At 72.4% G+C, this 18,522-nt stretch carries 18 protein-coding genes; 7 read left to right on the forward strand and 11 right to left on the reverse strand.

The features are described from left to right. Positions 1-7: 7 nt before the first annotated feature. Positions 8-685 carry an HD domain-containing protein gene (locus ACWC1K_RS44920; RefSeq protein ID WP_450839359.1) on the reverse strand — a complete coding sequence of 226 codons (678 nt, stop codon included), beginning with the start codon at positions 683-685 and terminating at the stop codon, positions 8-10. Between the two features lie 73 nt (positions 686-758). Here ACWC1K_RS44920 and ACWC1K_RS44925 point away from each other — a divergent pair, with 73 nt between their 5' ends. Further along, the gene (locus ACWC1K_RS44925) at positions 759-1,463 is read left to right on the forward strand and encodes a maleylpyruvate isomerase family mycothiol-dependent enzyme (protein ID WP_450839360.1); all 705 of its coding nucleotides are present in this window, start codon (positions 759-761) and stop codon (positions 1,461-1,463) included. A 152-nt stretch (positions 1,464-1,615) separates the two neighbouring features. Then, complete coding sequence (locus ACWC1K_RS44930) at positions 1,616-2,308, forward strand: copper homeostasis protein CutC (RefSeq protein WP_450839361.1); 693 nt, start codon at positions 1,616-1,618, stop codon at positions 2,306-2,308. Here ACWC1K_RS44930 and ACWC1K_RS44935 read toward each other — a convergent pair. Beyond that, positions 2,305-2,931 (reverse strand): LppU/SCO3897 family protein, encoded by a 627-nt coding sequence (locus ACWC1K_RS44935; RefSeq protein ID WP_450839362.1) that lies wholly within the window; start codon positions 2,929-2,931, stop codon positions 2,305-2,307. The two genes, ACWC1K_RS44930 and ACWC1K_RS44935, sit on opposite strands and share 4 nt — an antisense overlap. 254 nt (positions 2,932-3,185) lie before the next feature. Continuing rightward, positions 3,186-5,267: a HelD family protein gene (locus tag ACWC1K_RS44940; protein WP_450839364.1), complete on the reverse strand. Its 2,082-nt coding sequence runs from the start codon at positions 5,265-5,267 to the stop codon at positions 3,186-3,188. Between the two features lie 321 nt (positions 5,268-5,588). Between ACWC1K_RS44940 and ACWC1K_RS44945 the strand changes: the two genes are divergently transcribed. Then, on the forward strand, positions 5,589-5,774 hold the full coding sequence (locus tag ACWC1K_RS44945) for a hypothetical protein (protein WP_450839366.1): 186 nt from the start codon (positions 5,589-5,591) through the stop codon (positions 5,772-5,774). Between the two features lie 8 nt (positions 5,775-5,782). On the opposite strand, the gene ACWC1K_RS44950 is transcribed toward ACWC1K_RS44945, so the two are convergent. From ACWC1K_RS44950 to ACWC1K_RS44960, 3 genes are all read right to left on the reverse strand, one after another. Next, positions 5,783-7,429: a DNA repair helicase XPB gene (locus tag ACWC1K_RS44950; protein WP_450839367.1), complete on the reverse strand. Its 1,647-nt coding sequence runs from the start codon at positions 7,427-7,429 to the stop codon at positions 5,783-5,785. An 84-nt stretch (positions 7,430-7,513) separates the two neighbouring features. After that, positions 7,514-8,230 carry a hypothetical protein gene (locus ACWC1K_RS44955; protein WP_450839368.1) on the reverse strand — a complete coding sequence of 239 codons (717 nt, stop codon included), beginning with the start codon at positions 8,228-8,230 and terminating at the stop codon, positions 7,514-7,516. A gap of 119 nt (positions 8,231-8,349) precedes the next feature. Then, on the reverse strand, positions 8,350-10,887 hold the full coding sequence (locus ACWC1K_RS44960; protein ID WP_450839369.1) for a helicase-associated domain-containing protein: 2,538 nt from the start codon (positions 10,885-10,887) through the stop codon (positions 8,350-8,352). Positions 10,888-10,994: 107 nt separating this feature from the next. Between ACWC1K_RS44960 and ACWC1K_RS44965 the strand changes: the two genes are divergently transcribed. Continuing rightward, complete coding sequence (locus ACWC1K_RS44965; RefSeq protein ID WP_450839370.1) at positions 10,995-11,966, forward strand: hypothetical protein; 972 nt, start codon at positions 10,995-10,997, stop codon at positions 11,964-11,966. A 167-nt stretch (positions 11,967-12,133) separates the two neighbouring features. Further along, on the forward strand, positions 12,134-12,766 hold the full coding sequence (locus ACWC1K_RS44970) for an HAD family hydrolase (RefSeq protein WP_450696577.1): 633 nt from the start codon (positions 12,134-12,136) through the stop codon (positions 12,764-12,766). Here the strand turns inward: ACWC1K_RS44970 and ACWC1K_RS44975 are convergent. Next, positions 12,745-12,993: a hypothetical protein gene (locus tag ACWC1K_RS44975; RefSeq protein ID WP_030941140.1), complete on the reverse strand. Its 249-nt coding sequence runs from the start codon at positions 12,991-12,993 to the stop codon at positions 12,745-12,747. The genes ACWC1K_RS44970 and ACWC1K_RS44975 overlap by 22 nt on opposite strands. A gap of 164 nt (positions 12,994-13,157) precedes the next feature. Here ACWC1K_RS44975 and ACWC1K_RS44980 point away from each other — a divergent pair, with 164 nt between their 5' ends. After that, complete coding sequence (locus ACWC1K_RS44980; protein WP_275778652.1) at positions 13,158-13,541, forward strand: cold-shock protein; 384 nt, start codon at positions 13,158-13,160, stop codon at positions 13,539-13,541. A gap of 22 nt (positions 13,542-13,563) precedes the next feature. On the opposite strand, the gene ACWC1K_RS44985 is transcribed toward ACWC1K_RS44980, so the two are convergent. From ACWC1K_RS44985 to ACWC1K_RS45000, 4 genes are all read right to left on the reverse strand, one after another. Next, entirely contained in the window at positions 13,564-14,427 is an 864-nt protein-coding gene (locus ACWC1K_RS44985; RefSeq protein ID WP_450839371.1) for a 1,4-dihydroxy-6-naphthoate synthase, read from the reverse strand. Beyond that, the gene (locus ACWC1K_RS44990) at positions 14,417-15,085 is read right to left on the reverse strand and encodes a futalosine hydrolase (RefSeq protein ID WP_450839372.1); all 669 of its coding nucleotides are present in this window, start codon (positions 15,083-15,085) and stop codon (positions 14,417-14,419) included. The genes ACWC1K_RS44985 and ACWC1K_RS44990 overlap by 11 nt, the downstream gene beginning before the upstream one ends. Positions 15,086-15,114: 29 nt before the next feature. Beyond that, positions 15,115-15,606 (reverse strand): DUF2771 domain-containing protein, encoded by a 492-nt coding sequence (locus ACWC1K_RS44995; protein WP_450696574.1) that lies wholly within the window; start codon positions 15,604-15,606, stop codon positions 15,115-15,117. Between the two features lie 61 nt (positions 15,607-15,667). Continuing rightward, a complete protein-coding gene (locus tag ACWC1K_RS45000; protein WP_450839373.1) occupies positions 15,668-17,092 on the reverse strand; it encodes an MFS transporter in 1,425 nt (474 codons plus the stop codon). 344 nt (positions 17,093-17,436) lie between these two features. Here ACWC1K_RS45000 and ACWC1K_RS45005 point away from each other — a divergent pair, with 344 nt between their 5' ends. Further along, positions 17,437-18,363, forward strand: coding sequence for a DUF3027 domain-containing protein (locus tag ACWC1K_RS45005; RefSeq protein ID WP_450839374.1), 927 nt, complete (start codon positions 17,437-17,439; stop codon positions 18,361-18,363). Positions 18,364-18,522: the final 159 nt, after the last annotated feature.

The following is an 18,522-nucleotide window of genomic DNA, read 5'->3' on the forward strand; positions in this document are numbered from 1 at the left end:
GCGCAGACTATGCGGACGGGCCCGTCGGGAGCGACAGCATTTCCAGCTCGGAGGTGAGGTTGTACCGGGCCGTCGCCTCCCACTCCGTCCGGCCGTACGGCGTCCTGAACAGCCGTGGCAGGTCGAGGAGTTGGCGCAGGATCGCGGCGCGGCCCGTGCGGAAGGCGTCGCTCGGGACGAAGTGGTACTCCTCGCGTACGGCGGCCGTGTACGCGGCGTACGCGGACGGGGGCGAGGCGAGGATCGCCAGGTCGGCGTCGCACAGGACCTGGCCGTCGCGGTCGTCGTCGGCCGGGTCGTGGCCGACGGTGAGGCGGACCAGGCGGGCCACCTCGGCGGTCTTGGCCTCGGAGAGGCCCGCCTCGGGGAGGGCACGCTCGGCGAGGCGGGCCGAGCGCTCCTCGTTCTCGGAGCGGTCGGGGAAGTAGACCGCGTCGTGGAACCAGGCGGCGAGGCGTACGAGGTCCGGGTCGGCCGCGTACTTCTCCAGTGCGTCGACGTGGTCGAGGACCGCCGTGAGGTGCGCGAGCGTGTGGTAGTGGCGCTGCGGTTCCTGCCAGCGGGCGAGGAGGTTGTCGGCGTACGGGGCCGGGTCGGGGCCGGCGGCGGGGGAGCGGGCTCCTTCCAGGGCGCGGTTCCAGCGGGTGCGCAGGGCATCGACATCGGGGCGGGCGTGATCGGCCATGCGCACATTCTCCCGCCTCCCCGGCGGCTGCGGCCTCTCCCGTCGATCATCCGGTGCCCCTAGCGTGGCCCCCATGACGACGACTGACGACGTACGCGACCCCGAACTGCCCGGACGCCTCCTGACCGTCGAGCGCGACGCCCTGATCCCGCTCCTCCGCGCCCGCCCGGACGCGGACTTCGCACTGCCCACCACCGCGTGTCCGGGGTGGACGGTGCGGGACGTCCTCGCACACTGTTCCGCCGCGCTGCTGCGGGTGGTGGAGAGCCGTTTCGAGGAGGGCGTCTTCTCGCCCGCCGCCAACGACCGGGACATCGCCGAGCGCGCCGACTGGACGAACCAGCAGGTCGTGGACGAGCTGGAGCGCGGGATGACCGAGGCCGGGCCGGTGATCGGCAAGGCGGGCGGTGTGCTGGACAGGGTCGCGCTGGGGGAGTGGGTGCACGCGGGCGACGTACGGGACGTCTGGGGTGAGCCGCAGGCGTACGGAGGTCCCGGCCTCCCGGACGCCCTCGCCCTCCTCGCCCGGATCACCCGCGAGCGGGGCCGTCTGCCGCTGCACGCCGACCTCGACGATGGGGGCACCTCCCACGCCCTTAAGGCAGTGGGGGAGGACGAGCCGCTGCTGCTGGGGGAGACGAGCGGGGAGCGGAACCCGGCGCGCTTCATCGGTGACTCCGCGACTCTCGTACGGCTCCACGCGGGCCGCGCGGTGCCCACGGGCACGTCGTACGAGCTGGTGGGAGCGGAGGCGGCGGAGCTGAACATGTTCGGCTGACGGGCTGCTGCGGACTGTCGAAGCCGTCCGCCACGGCCTGCCGCGGTGCCGGGCCCCGGGGGGCGATCTCGCGGTCGTCCGCCCCGTCGTCGTACCCTGAGATTGGACTAGACCTGTAGCCGCTCCAGGGGAACACCGACGGAAGGGGTCCTATGAGCATGCGTGCAGTCCTGGAGGTGATCGCCCTCGACGCCGAGGACGCGGTCGCCGCCCAGGCCGGAGGCGCGGACCGGCTGGAGCTGGTCACCGACATGGCGGCCGACGGGCTGACCCCGTCGGTCGAGACCTTCGCCGGGATCCGTGCCGCCGTCGACATCGACCTGCGCGTGATGCTGCGGCCGGCGGACGGGTTCGCCGCGGGGGACGTGGAGCCGCTGGTCCGGGTCGCCCGGGAGCTGCGGGCGGCCGGGGCCGAGGAGTTCGTGCTCGGGTTCCTCGACGCGGACGGGCAGGTCGACCTCGACGCCGTCAAGCAGGTCGTGGCGGAACTGGACGGCTGCCGCTGGACCTTCCACCGCGCGATCGACCGGGCCGCGGACCGGGACGCACTGCGCAGGCAGCTGGACGGCCTGCCGGGGCACGACACCTACCTCACGGCCGGTTCGGCCGCCGGGGTGGACGACGGCCTCCCCACCCTGCTCGCCGAGGCGGCGCGGTGCGGGGAGCCCGGCTACGAGCCGCGGATCATGGTCGGCGGGGGGCTGCGGCTGGAGCATGTGCCACAGCTGAGGGCTGCGGGGATCGACGCCTTTCACATCGGCGGGGCCGCCCGGCCGGGGGGCTGGGACGGGCCCGTGTCGGCGGCCGCGGTCGCCGAGTGGCGGGCGGTACTGGACGGGGTCTAGCGCTTCAGGGGGTGCAGGCACAGAGACGTATCGCCGTCCTTGCTGTACTCCAGGTAGGCCAGGTAGTCCCCGGCCGCACACTCGTCGTTCGTCGGGGCGAGGACGCGAAGCTCCGCGCTCGGGGAGTCACAGGGCTCGGGCCTGAGGTCCTGTGCGGGCCAGTCCGTGGCGTTGCGGGCGCACGAGCCGACCGTCAGGGTCGGGTGGTCGACGTTGCTGTTGCTGTTGTCACTGCCGTGACTGGGCCCGACCACCAGGCCGATGATCAGAAGCACCGGAATCGCGGCCACCACGAGGCCGACCAGGCTCAGCGGGATCAGGGCGAGGATGCCCGCCGGCCGCCGGAACACGGGCTTGCCCGGATCCAGCGGCGGCCGGAAGCCCGCCGTGGCCGGCTCCGGGATGCGCCGGATGCCGGACAGGGCACTGAGGTTGGCAAGCAGCGTGAGGGGCGTGATGAACACCGACAGCGGTCCCCACCAGCCCATCACCATGGTGTCGGCCTGCATGTCCCGGAAGCTCGCCAGCGCGCAGGTACGGCAGAACATCCCCTCGCGCCGCAGGAACCGCATCATCACCACCATGCCCTGGTGACCGCGGACGGTCACCGGCGCGGCGGGCATCGCCCCGCACACCTGGCAGGCCGCCCCCGGCCCGCCCACCGGTCCCCAGGCTCCGCCGCCGTGCTGCTGCGGCCAGGAGGGAGCGGGCGGGTACGCCCCCGAGGGCTGCGCGTACGGACCTGGGACCGGCGCCTGCTGGTACGGCCCGGAAGGATGCTGATACGGCCCCGGAATCGGCTGGTGGGCAGGGTGCGAGGGTGGCGGCGTGCTCAACGGGGGCCTTTCCGGGGGGACATGACACAGCGGGCAGCACCCTACCCGGCAAGCTGCGGCGGCAGCGGCGCCGCATGCGTCACGATCAGCCCGGACACCGCGCGGGTCAGCGCCACGTACAGGCGGCGCAGGCCGGTCCGTTCGTCGGGCTCGCCGTCGACCACCGCCTGCGGCTCGTCCAGGACCACGTAGTCGTACTCCAGGCCCTTCGCGAGGGACGCCGGGACCAGGGTGAGGCGGGTCTCGGCCGTCGTCTCCGCACCGGGAGCCAGGTAGCTGATCCCGGCCGCCGTCAGCGCCTCAGCCAGCGCCGGGACGCGGGCGTCGGCCGCGATCAGGCCCGTCGATCCCTCGTTGCGGAGCAACTCCTCGCAGGCGGCGACCACTTCGGAGGTGTTCTCGATCGGCCGGAGGGCGAAGAAGCCCGGGTTCTCGCGGACCGAGGCGACCGGCGTGAGACCGGGGGCGATGTGCGGCAGCAGGCGGGAGGCGTAGGTGATGACATCCGTCGGGACACGGAAACCGGCCGTCAGCTCCTCGATCACGCCGTCCGGCTTGCCGAGATGGGCGAGCGCCTCCTCCCAACTCCGCGTCGCCCAGGGCGTGGTGCCCTGCGCCAGGTCGCCGAGGACGGTCGCCGAACCGGTGGTGCAGCGGCGGCCCACCGCGCGGTACTGCATGGGGGAGAGGTCCTGTGCCTCGTCCAGGACGACATGACCGAGGGAGTGCGTGCGCTGCACGAGGTCCGTCGTCTCGTCGATCAGCACCGCGTCCGCGGGCGACCACTGGGCGGACTTCACGCTCCGGGCCGCCCTTTTACCAGATCCAGGCAGCGCCCACAGGATCGTCTTCTGCTCGTCCTCGGTGAGGATTCCGGCCGCGTGCTCGGCGAGGAAGTCCGCATCCGAGAGCAGGCGCAGGACCAGCTTCGCCGGGTCGACCGGCGGCCACATCTGCTTGACGGCCGCCTTCACCGCCGCGTTGCGGGCCACCGCGTCCTGCACCCGGTCGTCCGGTGCCTCCCCCGACCGCTCCATCTGCACCAGCACGGCGTGCGCGATGCGCTGCGGGAGGGCCTCGCGGGCGGCGCCGTAGCGGATGCCGCGGTCGAGCAACTCCCGGACGATGTCCTCCAGTTCGTACGCGGGCACCCGCCAGCGGCGTGAGCCGCGCACGACGACGAGCGGCTCGGTCGGCATGGTGACGTGGGAGAGGACGGCCCGCCGCAGCACCTCCGCCATCCGCGCGTCGCCCTTGACGACCGCGGCCGCCGCGTCGTCGGTGCCCCGGATCTCGATGCCGCCCGCGACGAGGTCGTCCACGGTGGCCTGCTGGACCGTCAACTCGCCCAGGGCGGGCAGGACTTGCTCGATGTAGTGCAGGAAGGACCTGTTCGGCCCGATGACGAGGGTGCCGGTGCGGGCGAGCCGCTCCCGGTGGGCGTAGAGCAGATACGCGACACGGTGGAGCCCGACGGCCGTCTTCCCGGTCCCCGGTCCTCCCTGCACGCACACGGTCCCGCCCAGGCCGGACCTCACGATCTCGTCCTGCTCGGGCTGGATGGTCGCCACGATGTCCCGCATCGGGCCGACGCGCGGGCGCTCGATCTCCTGCTGGAGCAGTTTGCTGGTGCGGGCGGCCTCGGCCGGGTCGGAGAGGTGCTCGTCCTCGTACGCGGTGATGTCACCGCGGGTGTAACCGAAGCGGCGGCGCAGCGCGATGTCCAGCGGGTCCTTCTTGGACGCCCGGTAGAACGGCTGGGAGACCGGGGCCCGCCAGTCGATGACCATCGGGTCGCCGTCGTGGTCGTGCACGTGCCGGCGCCCGATGTAGAACCTCTCGCCGTCCGCACCCTCGGCCTGGTCGGCGCCCGGGGAGTGCAGATAGTCGAGACGGCCGAAGAACAGCGGGGTGTCGCTGAGGTCGGCCAGCGCCTTGATGCGCTCGTCGATCTGGCGGGCCAGGACCTCGGCGTTGACCCAGTTCGCGGTGACGTCGCTGATGTCGAGCGACTCGACGTCCTCGCGCATGGCACGCAGGGCGGCACGGGATGCGGCGAGGTGGGCGCGCTCGCGGGAGAGAGGGTCGTCGAGAGGGGCGGGATCGTCGACGGGCGTGGACAAGGCGGTGCCTCCGAAGGCGCTACGGGCTGGGGCTGCGAGGTGCCGGCCGGTTTCCGTCCGGACGGCGGCGCTCCGTGGAGGGAGGCGGGCAAGAGCGGAGATTCTAGGTGAGCGGGGGAGACGGGGGCCAACGGTTTTCCACGCCCTGCCCGCGCCCTGCCCGCGCCCTGCCCGTCCCCCGTCCTCCCCCTCAGGGCCCCCTAGGGGATGTCCCCGTCATACCAGGGGGGGAGGGCCACGACCGGAGTCGTACGCGGCGACGCGGGAGGTTCGGTCCGCAGGCCGATGCTCCCTTTATGCCCGCCGATCCACCATGGATACATGAGCGCAGCAACCATCACCCCAGGCCCCGGCAGGCCGGGTCCGCCCGGCGCCACCCCCGTCCTCGGCAGCCACCGTCACCGCCTCGGCGACACCCTGCGCGCCCTGAAGGTGTTCGTGGGCGCCGCCTTCGACGTGGTGATCCTCGGCGAGTACGGCGAGGAAGCGGGCGTACGCCGTAAGTGAAGGCGTCCCTACGCCTCCTCCGCCAGCAGTTCGTCCGCGTCCACGATCCGGTAGGCGTACCCCTGTTCCGCCAGGAAGCGCTGGCGGTGGGCGGCGAAGTCCTGGTCGATGGTGTCGCGGGCGACGACCGAGTAGAAGTGCGCCTGGTGGCCGTCGGCCTTGGGGCGCAGCACCCGTCCCAGCCGCTGGGCCTCCTCCTGGCGTGAGCCGAAGGTGCCCGACACCTGGATGGCGACCGTCGCCTCCGGCAGGTCGATGGAGAAGTTCGCGACCTTGGAGACGACGAGGACGCTGATCTCGCCCTCCCGGAAGGCGTCGAAGAGCTTCTCGCGCTGGGCGTTGGAGGTTTCCCCCTTGATGACGGGCGCGTTCAAGTGCTCGCCCAGCTCGTCGAGTTGGTCGATGTACTGCCCGATGACGAGGATCTGCTGGCCCGCGAAACGGCGCACGATCGCCTCGGTGACCTTCCGCTTGGTCTCCGTCGTGGCGCAGTAGCGGTACTTCTCCTCCTGCTCGGCGGTGGCGTAGGCGAGCCGCTCGGAGTCGGTGAGGTTGACCCGGACCTCCACGCAGTCGGCGGGCGCGATGTAGCCCTGCGCCTCGATCTCCTTCCACGGCGCGTCGAACCGCTTGGGCCCGATCAGCGAGAACACGTCCGACTCGCGTCCGTCCTCGCGCACCAGGGTCGCGGTCAGCCCCAGCCGCCGCCGCGCCTGCAGGTCCGCCGTGAACTTGAAGACCGGCGCGGGCAGCAGATGCACCTCGTCGTAGACGATCAGCCCCCAGTCGCGGGAGTCGAAGAGCTCCAGGTGCGGGTAGATGCCCTTCCGCCGGGTGGTCAGCACCTGGTACGTGGCGATGGTGACCGGCCGGATCTCCTTGCGCGTACCGCTGTACTCACCGATCTCGTCCTCGGTGAGACTCGTGCGCTTCACCAGCTCGTGCTTCCACTGCCGCGCCGAGACGGTGTTGGTGACGAGGATCAGGGTCGTCGACTTCGCCTGCGCCATGGACCCGGCGCCGACGAGCGTCTTGCCCGCCCCGCACGGCAGCACGACGACGCCGCTCCCGCCGTGCCAGAAGTTCTCCACGGCCTGCTTCTGGTACGGCCGCAGCGCCCAGCCGTCCTCGTTCAGCTCGATCGGGTGCGCCTCGCCGTCGACGTATCCCGCGAGGTCCTCGGCGGGCCAGCCCAGCTTCAGCAGCGTCTGCTTGATCTGCCCGCGCTCCGAGGGGTGCACGGCGACGGTGTCCGGGTCGATCCGCGCCCCGACCAGCGGGGCGATCCGCTTCGAGCGCAGGATCTCCTCCAGCACCGGCCGGTCGGTGGTGGTGAGGATCAGCCCGTGCGTGGGGTGCTTGCTGAGGGTCAGCCGCCCGTACCGGTCCATGGTGTCCGCGACGTCGACCAGCAGCGCATGCGGCACCGGATACCGGCTGTACTGCACGAGCGCGTCCACGACCTGCTCGGCGTCGTGCCCGGCCGCCCGCGCGTTCCACAGCCCCAGCGGCGTCACCCGGTACGTGTGGATGTGCTCGGGCGCCCGCTCCAGCTCCGCGAACGCCGCGATGGCCCGACGGCACTCGTCGGCCTGCTCGTGGTCGACCTCCAGGAGCAGGGTCTTGTCGGACTGGACGATGAGTGGACCATTCACGCGGGGCACCCTTTCCGTACGGCCGGTGTCGGCCGCCAAACGTCCAGTGTGCCGCATGTGGCGGACAACGGACCCGGGCCAAGATCAGAACAGCAGGGGCCGGCCGGACCACCAGGTGTAGAGCAGATCGGCGTCGGTGTCCTCGCTCACCACACCGACCAGCTGGTCGTGGTAGCTCCAGGCCATCCGGTACTTGCTCTCGCGCCACCGGCAGGTCAGCTCGCCGAGGACCTCGCCCCCGTAGAGCCAGGTGCCGTGCCATTCACCGGCCGCGCTGCACCGGTCGCCGTCGGGGGTTCCCATCTCGCGCACTTCGCTGCGCATCCAGGCGTCCAACATGGACCGGGAGGCGAAGGAGTACACGAAGGATTTCCAGTGCGGATGGCCCTCCGCGCTGCTGCGGCACCGGACTGCCGCTCTGGCGGTTCCGACCTTCGTGTCGTACTTCGTGCACTCGTAGAGGGAGCCCCTGCCGGAGGCGATCAGATCGATCAGCTCGCTCACGGCGGACGAGGACGTGGTGGCCGGAGCGGGCGTGGTGGCCGGAGCGGACGACGAGGGCTCCCTGGTCGTGGGCGTCCGCAAGGTGCTCGGCCCGTCCCTCCTCGGTTCCGACGAGACCACGGCGGCGGACACCGGGCTGCTGTCCTGCTGGAACACGCCCGTGATCAGAGCGGCGAGTACGCCGCCCACCACCGTCGCGATCGCGCCGATCAGCGCCGACCAGATGATCGCCCGCGAGTGTGTGCGGTGCCCCCGGTCATCGGGCGGTGTCCGCCCTCCCGAATCCCCATCGCTCATCACGGCCGTCCCCCTGCAGCCCCCGCGCCGTCGTCGCGCTTCCACCGGGATAGCACAGGCCACCGTGATCGATAAAGCCGCTTTGCGTACTTCCCATCAGTCTGTCCGGCCCATCCGTCTCATCCCTGATCGTCCGCCAGTTCCGCCACCCCTGTGACGCGATGCAGCGGATACGTCCGCACCTCGTCCGCCGTGTGGTCGTACGCCGTCACGAAGCCGCCCTCGACGCGGATCGGGGCGATGACGCGCTGGCTGGCGGCGCCCTCGGCGTTGACGTAGCCGATCCACAGGGCCTCGCCGGTGAGGACGGCGGCCTGCATGGTGGCGAGGGTCTCGGCGGAGGTGGTGCGGGGGAGATCGCCGCCCGGCGCGGCCGACGCGGTCGGCTTGCGGGGGGCCGTGGAGGCCAGGTCGCCGGCCCGGATCGCGCGGATCGCCGCCGCCAGGAGCGTGGCGTCGGGGGTCGGCGGGCCGTCCGGGACCGGCTCGGGGGCGGTGCGCGGCGGGGTGCGGTGGGCGTCGGCGCGGGTGATCAGGACGTCGCCCTCCGCCGACTCCGCGGCCGGTGCGAAGCCCATCGCGCGCAGCCCGTCCAGGAGGGTCGCCGGGTCGGCCTGGGTGGCGAGGACGGTGGGCGCGAGGCGGCGCAGCCGCAGAGACGCGGCGCGCTTGTCGGCCATGATCTCGTTGAGCATCGTGTCGTCGTCGCAGCGGACGTACGCCGAGGCCGCGCCCACCCGCAGATGCCCGTGTTTGCGGGCCACGTCGTCGATGAGATACGTCAGCGGCTGCGGTACGGGGGTACGGGAGTGGGCGCTCAGGAAGGCGTGCAGGTCGGTGGCGGTGCGGCCCGCGTCCAGGGCGCGCCGTACCGAACCCGGTGTGAAGCGGTAGACCGTGGCCCCGCCCTTCGACTCCACGTCCGCCAGTACGTCCAGCATGTCGGCCAGCGGCCGCTTCAACGGGCCGGGGGCGACCGCCGTCAGGTCCGCCTGGAGCAGCACGTGGTCCAGGGGTTCGGGCATGAGCGGCGCGAGGAGACGGCCGGCCGCCGCGGAGGCGGTGGCCTGTTCGGCGGGGGAGAGGGGCTCCACGGTGAGCGGCACGTGGTGGACGGGGAGCTTGTCGCCGGGGCCCTCCTGGGCGGGCTCGGCGTCCTTCGGCGCGGGTGAGGGCGCGGGCGCGGGCGCCCCGAGGAGCGCCCTGCCGTGCGCCGACAGCGCGCCCCGGCCCGTCACGCCCAGCATCTCCGCCTCCGACAGCGCCCAGGTCGCGAGCCGTCCGCGCAGGTCGTCGCTTTGCTGGGGGCCGCGCAGGGGCCGTTCCCAGCGCAGCCGGGCGAGGACGGACTCGGCGGCCGGGGAGGCACCCTCCGGCAGCCCGGCCAGCAGGCTCAGCACCCGGTGCCGTATCTCCGGGGCCGCGGAGCGGTCCAGGCCCGGTCCCAGCGCCGACAAGGTGCGTTCCTTGGCGTCCCGCCCTCCGACGACGCCCGCCGTGCGCGTCGCCGTCAGCCATGCCTGCGCCAGTTGCGCCCAGCGCTCGGCGGCCGGCAGCTCCAGCCACTCGTCGTAGGCCGGGGTCGCCGCATACCGCTCGTCGGCCTCCCCGTCGGACGCCAGCAGCCCGGCCGCGTACGCCAGCTCGACCCAGAAGGCGGCGACGGGCTCGGACACGTCGAGCGCCACGGCGGTGCGCTTGAGGTCGCGCACGCTGAGACCGCCCGCCCGCAGCACCGCGGGCCCGCCCTCGTCCCAGTCCTTCAGCAGCTCCTCCACGGTCGCCAGCGCCGTGTACGCCTGCCCGGCCGCCGTCGCGTCCACAACCTGTGGACGGTGCGTCGCCGTCACCTCCAGGGCGGGCGGCAGCGGCTCGGCGGCACGATGCGCCCGGCCGCCGCGCAGATGCAGGGCCACTTCCCGGGGGAGTACGACGGTCCCGGGCGCCGTCGGCAGCAGCAGCCCCCGGTCCAGGAGCCAGCGCAGCCGCGGCGCCGGATCGGCCGTCACCTGCCCGTACGGCGGCCCCCACACCAGCCGGTCCAGCACCTCCCGCGACTCCGCGGGCGCCTCGGCCAGCAGCGCGGCCATCCGTGCGCGGTCCCCGTACAGGGCCGTCAGCGAGGCCACGGCGGAGACGGAGTCGTGCGTCGAGGGCAGCCCGACGGCGGTGACGATCTCCTGGATCCGGCCCGGCGACATACCCGCCGTCGCCTCCTGCACCGTGGGCCCGAGCCCCGTCGGCGACGGATGCTGCGGCGACGGCGCGAGCAGCTCACGGGCCGTGCGCACCAGCCGCAGCCGGTCGTCGTCGCCCCACACCAGGGCCTGCTCCCGCAGGGTGCCCAGGGCACGCGGGAGGGCCGCGGTGACCGCCGGGTCGCCCCCGTCACCGCTCATCAGCCCGAGCAGCTCGTCGTACCCGGCCGGATCCGCGGCCACCGCCAGTGCCTCGGCCGTCTGCAGCGCGAAACGGTCCAGCCGCTCCAGCGCCCGCACGACCGACGCGCGGGTGCCGGCGCGGGTCGCCAGCTGGGTGAGGTCGGTGGGGACGGGCGTGATGAGGTCGGGGCGGGCGCGCAGCAGTGCCGCCAGGGAGGCGTCGTCCCTGTTGCGCAGTGCCTCTGCGAGTGAACGCGGAGCGGCCGGGGTGCTCATCCGACCCACGGTAGCGGGTTGCCTCCGGCGCTGAGTCTGTGCACGGTCGGCCTGCGCTACCGTCGTCACCACGGGAAAACCAACGCACCCACCCCAAAGGGGACTTCGTGGGTATCGAGAGCGACAAGGTCGTCTACGAGTATCTGAGCCGCGTCGGCGACGTGGCGCAGCAGCGGCAACTGCCGTCCGCCGCACGCATGCGCCTGGTGTCGGAGCTCCGGGGCGAGATCGACCGCCGCCGGGCGAAGGCCACCGTCGACAGCCCCGCCGCGGTCCGCCGCATCCTCTCCCGGCTCGGTACCCCCGACGAGGTCGTCGCCGCGGCGGGAGGCACCGCCCCGGCACCGCAGTCGACCCCTACCCAGGTACCGGTGCAACGGGACGACGAACCGGACGACAGCAGGCGCCTGCCGAAGAGCCTGCGCCGGGTCGTACCGCGCCCGCGCCCCGCGGAGCCGGCGCGGCCCGAGACGACCGCCCCCTCCCCACCGCACATGGCCAGCGCCGAGGAACTCGGCAACAGCGCGACCCGGCCCGACTGGTGGCGGGTCGACAGCACGCCCTTCGGCGAGAGCGTCCCCGGATTCACCGGCGGCGTGGAGATCCCGGATCTGCTCAGGCCGCCGCGCCCGAAGGAACTCGAGAAGGAGCCGCCACCGGCCGTCGAGCAGGCCCCGGAGGCCGAGGAGAAGGCCGCACCCGAGGCCCCCGCCCCGCGTCGCCGCCTCGCGCTCCCGGCCGGCGGCTGGAGCAACCCGCTCCTGCTGATCGCCGCCGGTCTGCTCGTCGTCGGCGCGATCCTCGGCAACTGGTTCGCCCTGCTGCTCGGCTGGCTCATCGCCTACGCCTCCCGCCGCCTCACCCGCAACGAGTCCAAGTGGGCGGTCATCGGCATGCCCACCCTCGCCGTCACAGCCGGCCTCGTCTGGCTCTGGGGCAGAAACACCGGCCGCTGGGGCACCCCCATACCCCAGGGCCACATGAACGAGGCGATCGCGGAGACATGGCCGTGGGTGGTACGGGGCGCGGCGCTGCTGTCGGCCCTCTTCATCACCTGGCGCTCACAGAGGCGGCTTTGAGCGGCGTCGGCATCGGTGCGGTTCATCGCTCGGCGCCCACAGAAGCGGCTTGAAGGGGCGTGGGGCTGTATCGATATGCGGCTCCGCCGCGTGGGCGCGATCAACCCCCACCTACCCGCAGCCGCCAGGCAACGGTTGGGACCGAGTCACTGGGCACAATGACCCACATGGCCCAAACAACCCCGCCCCCGCCCACCGTCGGCTTCGACCTCGACATGACCCTCATCGACTCCCGCCCAGGCATCCATGCCTGCTACCTCGCACTGTCCGAGCGCACCGGGACATACATCGACGCCGACCTGGCCATCACCCGCCTCGGACCACCCCTCGCCGAGGAACTGATCAACTGGTTCCCCCAGGAGCAGCTGGCGGAGATGGCCGACCTCTACCGCTCGATGTACCCGACGATCGCCATCGCCGCGACCCCCGCAATGCCGGGCGCCCGTGAGGCCATCGCCGCCGTACAGGCGGCCGGCGGACGCGCGATCGTCGTGACGGCCAAGTACGAGCCGAACGCCAAACTGCACCTGGAACACCTCGGCATCCACCCCGACGAGGTCGTCGGCGACCTGTGGGCCGAGCAGAAGGCGGAGGCGCTGCGCGAGCACGGCGCCGGGATCTACGTCGGCGACCACATCGGCGACGTACGCGGGGCGCGCAAGGCGGACGCGCTGTCGGTGGCCGTGGCGACCGGACCGTGCAGCACGCAGGAGCTGAGCGCGGCCGGGGCGGACGTGGTGCTCGGGGACCTCACGGAGTTCCCCGGCTGGCTCGCGGACTACCGCCCGGCGCGCGCCTGACGGCGGCCCGCCGCGATCGACCGCAGCACTCCGGCGCCGGCGATCAGGAAGCCGACCCCCATGAGCATGCTCAGTCCGAACATGTACGTCGGAAATGGCTTCGCGTGGAGGAACAGCGGAGCCACTGTGACGAGTGTGGCCAGGGCACCGAGGAAGAACACGATGGCACCGGCACGGATCAGTCGGTCACCGGGCTCGGCGGAATTCGTTTGGGTTTTGTCACGCACCGGACCAGGGTAGTTCCCTGCGCGAAGGAACAACCCGGCGACGTCTTGTCACCGGCCTGAAGACCATTAGCCTTGGTACCGGCGGGTCCGCGACGACCCGCCCGAGTGCTATCAAGAGCCGTTTCCGAAGCAGTTTTCCGACGAGTACGAGGACGAGGACAGACGTGCCTACCGGCAAGGTCAAGTGGTTCAACAGCGAGAAGGGCTTCGGCTTTCTCTCCCGCGACGACGGCGGCGACGTCTTCGTCCATTCCTCGGTCCTCCCCGCCGGAGTCGAGAGCCTCAAGCCGGGCCAGCGAGTGGAGTTCGGTGTGGTCGCCGGCCAGCGCGGCGACCAGGCGCTTTCCGTCACCGTCCTGGACCCGACCCCCTCGGTGGCGGCCGCCACCCGCAAGAAGCCGGACGAACTGGCCTCCATCGTGCAGGATCTGACGACCCTCCTGGAGAACATCACCCCGATGCTCGAGAAGGGCCGCTACCCCGACAAGGCCTCCGGCAAGAAGATCGCGGGCCTGCTGCGCGCGGTCGCCGACCAGCTGGACGTATAACCCTCAACAATTCCCGTATCCGCTACGGGAATTCGAGCGCATCCGGGCCGAGGGGCGGCACCAGCCCCTCGGCCGCCGCACGGGTGAGCAGTCCCCGTACGGCCGCGTATCCGTCCACGCCGAGGTCGTGGGTGAACTCGTTGACGTACAGGCCGATGTGCTGGTCGGCGACGGCCGGGTCCATCTCCTGGGCGTGCTCCATGACGTACGGGCGGGAGACCTCGGGCTCGTCCCACGCGGCACGTACCGACGAGCGGATCGACTCGGCGAGACCCGTCAGCACCTCGGCTCCCAGTGACCGCTTCGCGATGATCGCACCCAGCGGGATCGGCAGTCCGGTGGTGTCCTCCCAGTGCTCGCCCATGTCGGCCAGCTTGTGCAGGCCGTAGTTCTGGTACGTGAAGCGCGCCTCGTGGATGACGAGCCCCGCGTCGACCTTCCCGTCCCGCACGGCGGGCATGATCTCGTGGAACGGCATGACGACGATCTCGCCGACGCCGCCGGGCACCGTGTCGGCCGCCCACAGCCGGAACAGCAGATACGCCGTCGACTTCTCGCTCGGGACGGCGACGGTACGGCCCGTCAGGTCCCCGGGCCCACGGGTGAGCACCAGCGGCCCGCAGCCCCGGCCCAGCGCACCCCCGCACGGCAGCAGCGCGTACTCGTCGAGGACGTACGGCAGCACGGCGTACGACACCTTCAGGGCATCGAACTCGCCGCGCTCCGCCATGCCGTTGGTGATGTCGATGTCCGCGAAGGTCACCTCGAGCGCGGGCGCGCCGGGGACGCGGCCGTGGGCGAGGGCGTCGAAGACGAAGGTGTCGTTCGGGCAGGGGGAGTACGCGATCTGCAGGGCCTGTGCGGGGTGTACGGGCTCAGTGGTCATGCTGGTTCCAACTCTCCAGTACGGGCGTCAGCTTCCCGAAGGCCTCCGTCAGGGCCGTCAGGGCGTCGCCGATGCGCCAGGCGGCCCGGTCGCGCGGGCCGACCGGATTGGAGACCGCGCGTATCTCCAGCACGGGCACGCCGTGCGCGGCGGCCGCCTCGGCCACCCCGAAGCCCTCCATGGCCTCGGCGAGGGCGCGGGGGTGGCGGGCGCGCAGGTCCGCGGCGCGCTCGGCGGTGCCGGTCACGGTGGAGACGGTGAGCACGGCGCCGGTGGGCGCCCCGGTCGCGGCCGCGAGGTCTCGTACGAGTGCTTCCGGCGGACGATGGGTGACGGTCCCGAAGCCGAGCTCCGTCACCGGGACGAAGCCGTCGGGCGTCTCGGCGCCCAGGTCGGCCGCGGTGATCTCGTCGGCGATCACGAGGGAGCCGACGGGGGCCCCGGGCTGGAAACCGCCGGCGATCCCGGCGGAGATCACGAGGTGGTAGGGGCTTCCGCTCAGGGCGGCGGTGGTGAGGGCGGTCGCGGTGGAGGCGGCGGCGAGCGCCGGGCCCACACCGGCCGCGATCACCAGGTGGCCCTCGCCCGTGAACGCCCGGGCCACCGCGTCCCGTTCGACGGGGACCGCGGTGGCCACGAGGACACGTACCGAAGACACGAGGGACCCGGCGGGCTCGGCAGGCGGGGTCAGTCGTTCTTCTCCAGCTTGAAGGACCACAGGCCGGTGACCGCGCTGCCGCCCTTCTTGCCGTCGCCCGCCTTGATGGTGACCAGGGTGGACTTGCCCTGGGCGCCGTACTGGGCGTTGAAGAAGACGCTGCCCGGGATGGTGCGGTAGGTCTTGTCGCTGTCCTCGGTCAGGGGCTGACCGTTCATCAGGATCGTCCACCGCTTGTCGGCGATCTTGGGGTCGACGCCGAAGCGGACGGTGTCGTCGGGGTCGACCTTGATGGACTTGATGTCCTTGTCCTTCAGGCACTTCCCCAGGTCCGCGGTCTGCAGGGTCTTGCCCTCGCCGCCGCAGGTGGCCTCCGAGCTGACGGAGGAGCGGCCGACCGTGATGGTGGACAGCGGCGTCGGCTTGTCGCACGCCGACAGGACGAGCAGTCCGGCGGAAACGGCGCCGGCGGCGGCGACGGCGCGGCGGCGTCGCACAGCATCGGATTGCATCGAGGTCATGGGCGAAGGCTATAGGGCGTGTCCGACGCTCTCTTTACCTGGGGTGCGGCGTGCCCCTGTGTTACGCCACGCGGGGTTTCGCCGCGCCCCCGTGCCGGGCCGAGCCGAGCAGCCCGCGGACGGTGGTGAGCCAGCCCAGGGCGATCACCGCGGCGGCCAGGGACAGCCCAGCCGGGCCGTTGAGCGGCATCACGATCCCGATCGCGCCGCCCAGCACCCAGGCCATCTGCAGCATGGTCTCGGAACGCGCGAACGCCGACGGGCGCACCGTCTCCGGCACGTCCCGCTGGATCAGCGCGTCCAGCGCCAGCTTGGCCAGGGCCTGCGAGAACCCGGCGAACGCGGCGAGGCACGCCACCAGGAACGCGCCGAAGAAGATCGCGGCCGTGATCGCCACGCCGAGCACGATCGGCAGCACCGTCACGACGATGATCTCCGGCGCCCGCTGCCGCAGCCACGCCCCGACCGCCGTACCGAGCGCGTTGCCCACGCCCGCCGAGACGGCCACCAGGCCCAGCGACACCGCCGCGCTCTCCCCGGTCAGCGGATGCTCGCGCAGCAGGAAGGCGAGGAAGAAGGTCAGGAACCCGGACAACCAGCGCAGCGCCGCGTTGGCGCCGAGGGCATGGGTGACCGCGATACCGACGGTTCTCAGGCCCGGCTTCTTGACCGGCTTGAGGTGCGGCCCGTGCAGATGCTGCGCGTCCGCCGCCAGCAGCGCCGTGTCCTCGCCCTTGGCCGAGTCGACCTTCGGCGCCAGCGAGAAGGACAGGAACATGCCCCAGATGTAGATCACGAAGGCGCCGTAGAGCGGCCAGCGCGGACCGATGGCATGCAGCCCCGCCCCGATCGGCGCCGCGACACCGGTGGCGAGCAGACCGCCGAGCGTGACCCGGGAGTTGGCCTTCACCAGGGAGAACTTCGGCGGCAGCAGCCGCGGCACGACCGCGCTTCTGACCACCCCGTACGCCTTCGACGCCACCAGCACGCCCAGCGCGGCCGGATACAGCTCCAGGCCGCCGCCCGCGACGGCCCCGGCGATGATCAGCGCCAGCAGCGCCCGGGCGAGCATCGAGCCCGCCATCGCGGCGCGGCGGCCGTGCGGCAGCCGGTCGAGGAGCGGGCCGACGACGGGGGCGAGGACGGTGAAGGGCGCCATGGTGATGGCGAGGTAGAGCGCGACCCGCCCCCGCGCCTCGTCGGTCGGCACGGAGAAGAAGACGGTGGAGGCGAGGGCGACGGTGACCATGACGTCACCGGCACCGTTCACGGCGTGCAGTTCGATCAGCTTGCCGAGGCCGGACTCGCCCGCCCCGTGCGCATGCGTGGCCCTTCTGATCCCGCGGGCCGTTCCGGTCACCGGGAAGTGCAGCGCACGGCCGACAGCGCGGACGGACCCGCCGAGCCGGCCCGAACCGCCACCACGACTGCTGCCCTTCGTCCCACCGACCCCGGCGGCTCCTTGGGGTGTCCTTGCGGCTGCCACTCCGTCATAGTGCCCCGAGAAACCTGTGCGTAGTGCGGTTACCGCGCGTATGGGCGCGTAGTTCCTCTGCTTTTCCCAGGTGCATGCCAGATAGTTGCCGGGCCCGCGGGGGGAAACCTCCCGTCGGTGTAGGCCGAGCGGTCGCGAGAAGGTAGCGTGCGTAGCGCGTCGTGGCGAACGTTCTCGGCCGCGCGCCTCTCGGACATCCCGCAGAATGGATGCATGAGGTGCGCCCGAGTGCGATCGGGCGCGGACGTCGACGCGGTCCTCCGGTCCGCTCCGTCCGCACCCACCGCCTTCAGGCCGGCGCACCCGAGTGACGGCGTAGGAGAGAAGCGATACCTGTGAGCGCAGCGACAACGCGAAGCCGCACCCCCGACCGCCTGTGCGCCGAGGCCGTCGACCTCGCCCGCGCCGCCGCCGAGGAGGCCGCCGCACCAGGCGTGGTCGGCGAGCATGTGGGGCTGGAGTCCGAGGGCGACCGCGTTGTCACGCACTTCTTCGAGTGCAAGGAACTCGGGTACCGCGGCTGGCGCTGGGCCGTCACGGTCGCCCGCGCCTCCCGCGCCAAGTTCGTCACGCTGGACGAGGTGGTCCTCCTCCCCGGCCCGGACGCGCTGCTCGCCCCGGAGTGGGTGCCGTGGAGCGAGCGCCTGCGCCCCGGCGACATGGGCCCCGGCGATCTGCTCCCGACCGATGCCGAGGACCTCCGCCTTGAGCCCGGCTACTCCGGCGAGGAGGAGCCCGTGCCGAACTCGGCCGTCTCCGAGGAGATGGCGGAGCTGGTGGAGGCGGAGGACGCGGAGGTCACCCCGGGCGCCCCGGCGAGCCTGCCCGTCGTCCCCTCCCGCGGCTCCATCGCCTCGGTCGCCGAGGAACTCGGCATGCGCCGCGCCCGGGTCCTGTCCCGGTACGGCCTGCACGTCGCCGCGGACCGCTGGGAGGAGTCGTACGGCCCCAAGACACCGATGGCACAGGCGGCACCGGCGTCCTGCGTGAGCTGCGGCTTCCTGCAGCCGATCGGCGGTTCGCTGGGGCAGGCCTTCGGCGTCTGCGCCAACGAGTTCTCCCCGGCCGACGGCCGCGTGGTGTCTTTGGCCTACGGCTGCGGGGGCCACTCGGAGGCCGCGGTCATGCCGAAGCCTCCGCAGCCGGCTCCGCCGGTGATCGACGAGACCCGGGTGGACCCGTTCCCCCTCCGACCGGCGGCGGACTCGGGGTCCGTACCGGCCGTCTCCGACGGGGAAGCAGCGGACCTCGGTCACTCGTAACCCGACGGCCACCTGCTGGGGGCTCCGCCCCCAGACCCCCGTCGGCCCTGAAGGGGCCTCGTCCTCAAACGCCGGACGGGCTGAAAGATGCGCACCGGCCGTAATCAGCCCGTCCGGCGTTTGAGGACGAGGCCGTTCAGGCCGATCGGGGTCCGGGGC

This window comes from Streptomyces sp. NPDC001492 (assembly GCF_053597275.1).

What these genes read in the sequence shown, in the direction of transcription:
- ACWC1K_RS44920 (WP_450839359.1), bottom strand. Translation starts at nt 685, where the DNA reads ATGGCCGATCACGCCCGCCCCGATGTCGATGCCCTGCGCACCCGCTGG.
- ACWC1K_RS44925 (WP_450839360.1), top strand. Translation starts at nt 759, where the DNA reads ATGACGACGACTGACGACGTACGCGACCCCGAACTGCCCGGACGCCTC.
- ACWC1K_RS44930 (WP_450839361.1), top strand. Translation starts at nt 1,616, where the DNA reads ATGAGCATGCGTGCAGTCCTGGAGGTGATCGCCCTCGACGCCGAGGAC.
- ACWC1K_RS44935 (WP_450839362.1), bottom strand. Translation starts at nt 2,931, where the DNA reads ATGCCCGCCGCGCCGGTGACCGTCCGCGGTCACCAGGGCATGGTGGTG.
- ACWC1K_RS44945 (WP_450839366.1), top strand. Translation starts at nt 5,589, where the DNA reads ATGAGCGCAGCAACCATCACCCCAGGCCCCGGCAGGCCGGGTCCGCCC.
- ACWC1K_RS44955 (WP_450839368.1), bottom strand. Translation starts at nt 8,230, where the DNA reads ATGAGCGATGGGGATTCGGGAGGGCGGACACCGCCCGATGACCGGGGG.
- ACWC1K_RS44960 (WP_450839369.1), bottom strand. Translation starts at nt 10,887, where the DNA reads ATGAGCACCCCGGCCGCTCCGCGTTCACTCGCAGAGGCACTGCGCAAC.
- ACWC1K_RS44970 (WP_450696577.1), top strand. Translation starts at nt 12,134, where the DNA reads ATGGCCCAAACAACCCCGCCCCCGCCCACCGTCGGCTTCGACCTCGAC.
- ACWC1K_RS44985 (WP_450839371.1), bottom strand. Translation starts at nt 14,427, where the DNA reads ATGACCACTGAGCCCGTACACCCCGCACAGGCCCTGCAGATCGCGTAC.
- ACWC1K_RS44995 (WP_450696574.1), bottom strand. Translation starts at nt 15,606, where the DNA reads ATGACCTCGATGCAATCCGATGCTGTGCGACGCCGCCGCGCCGTCGCC.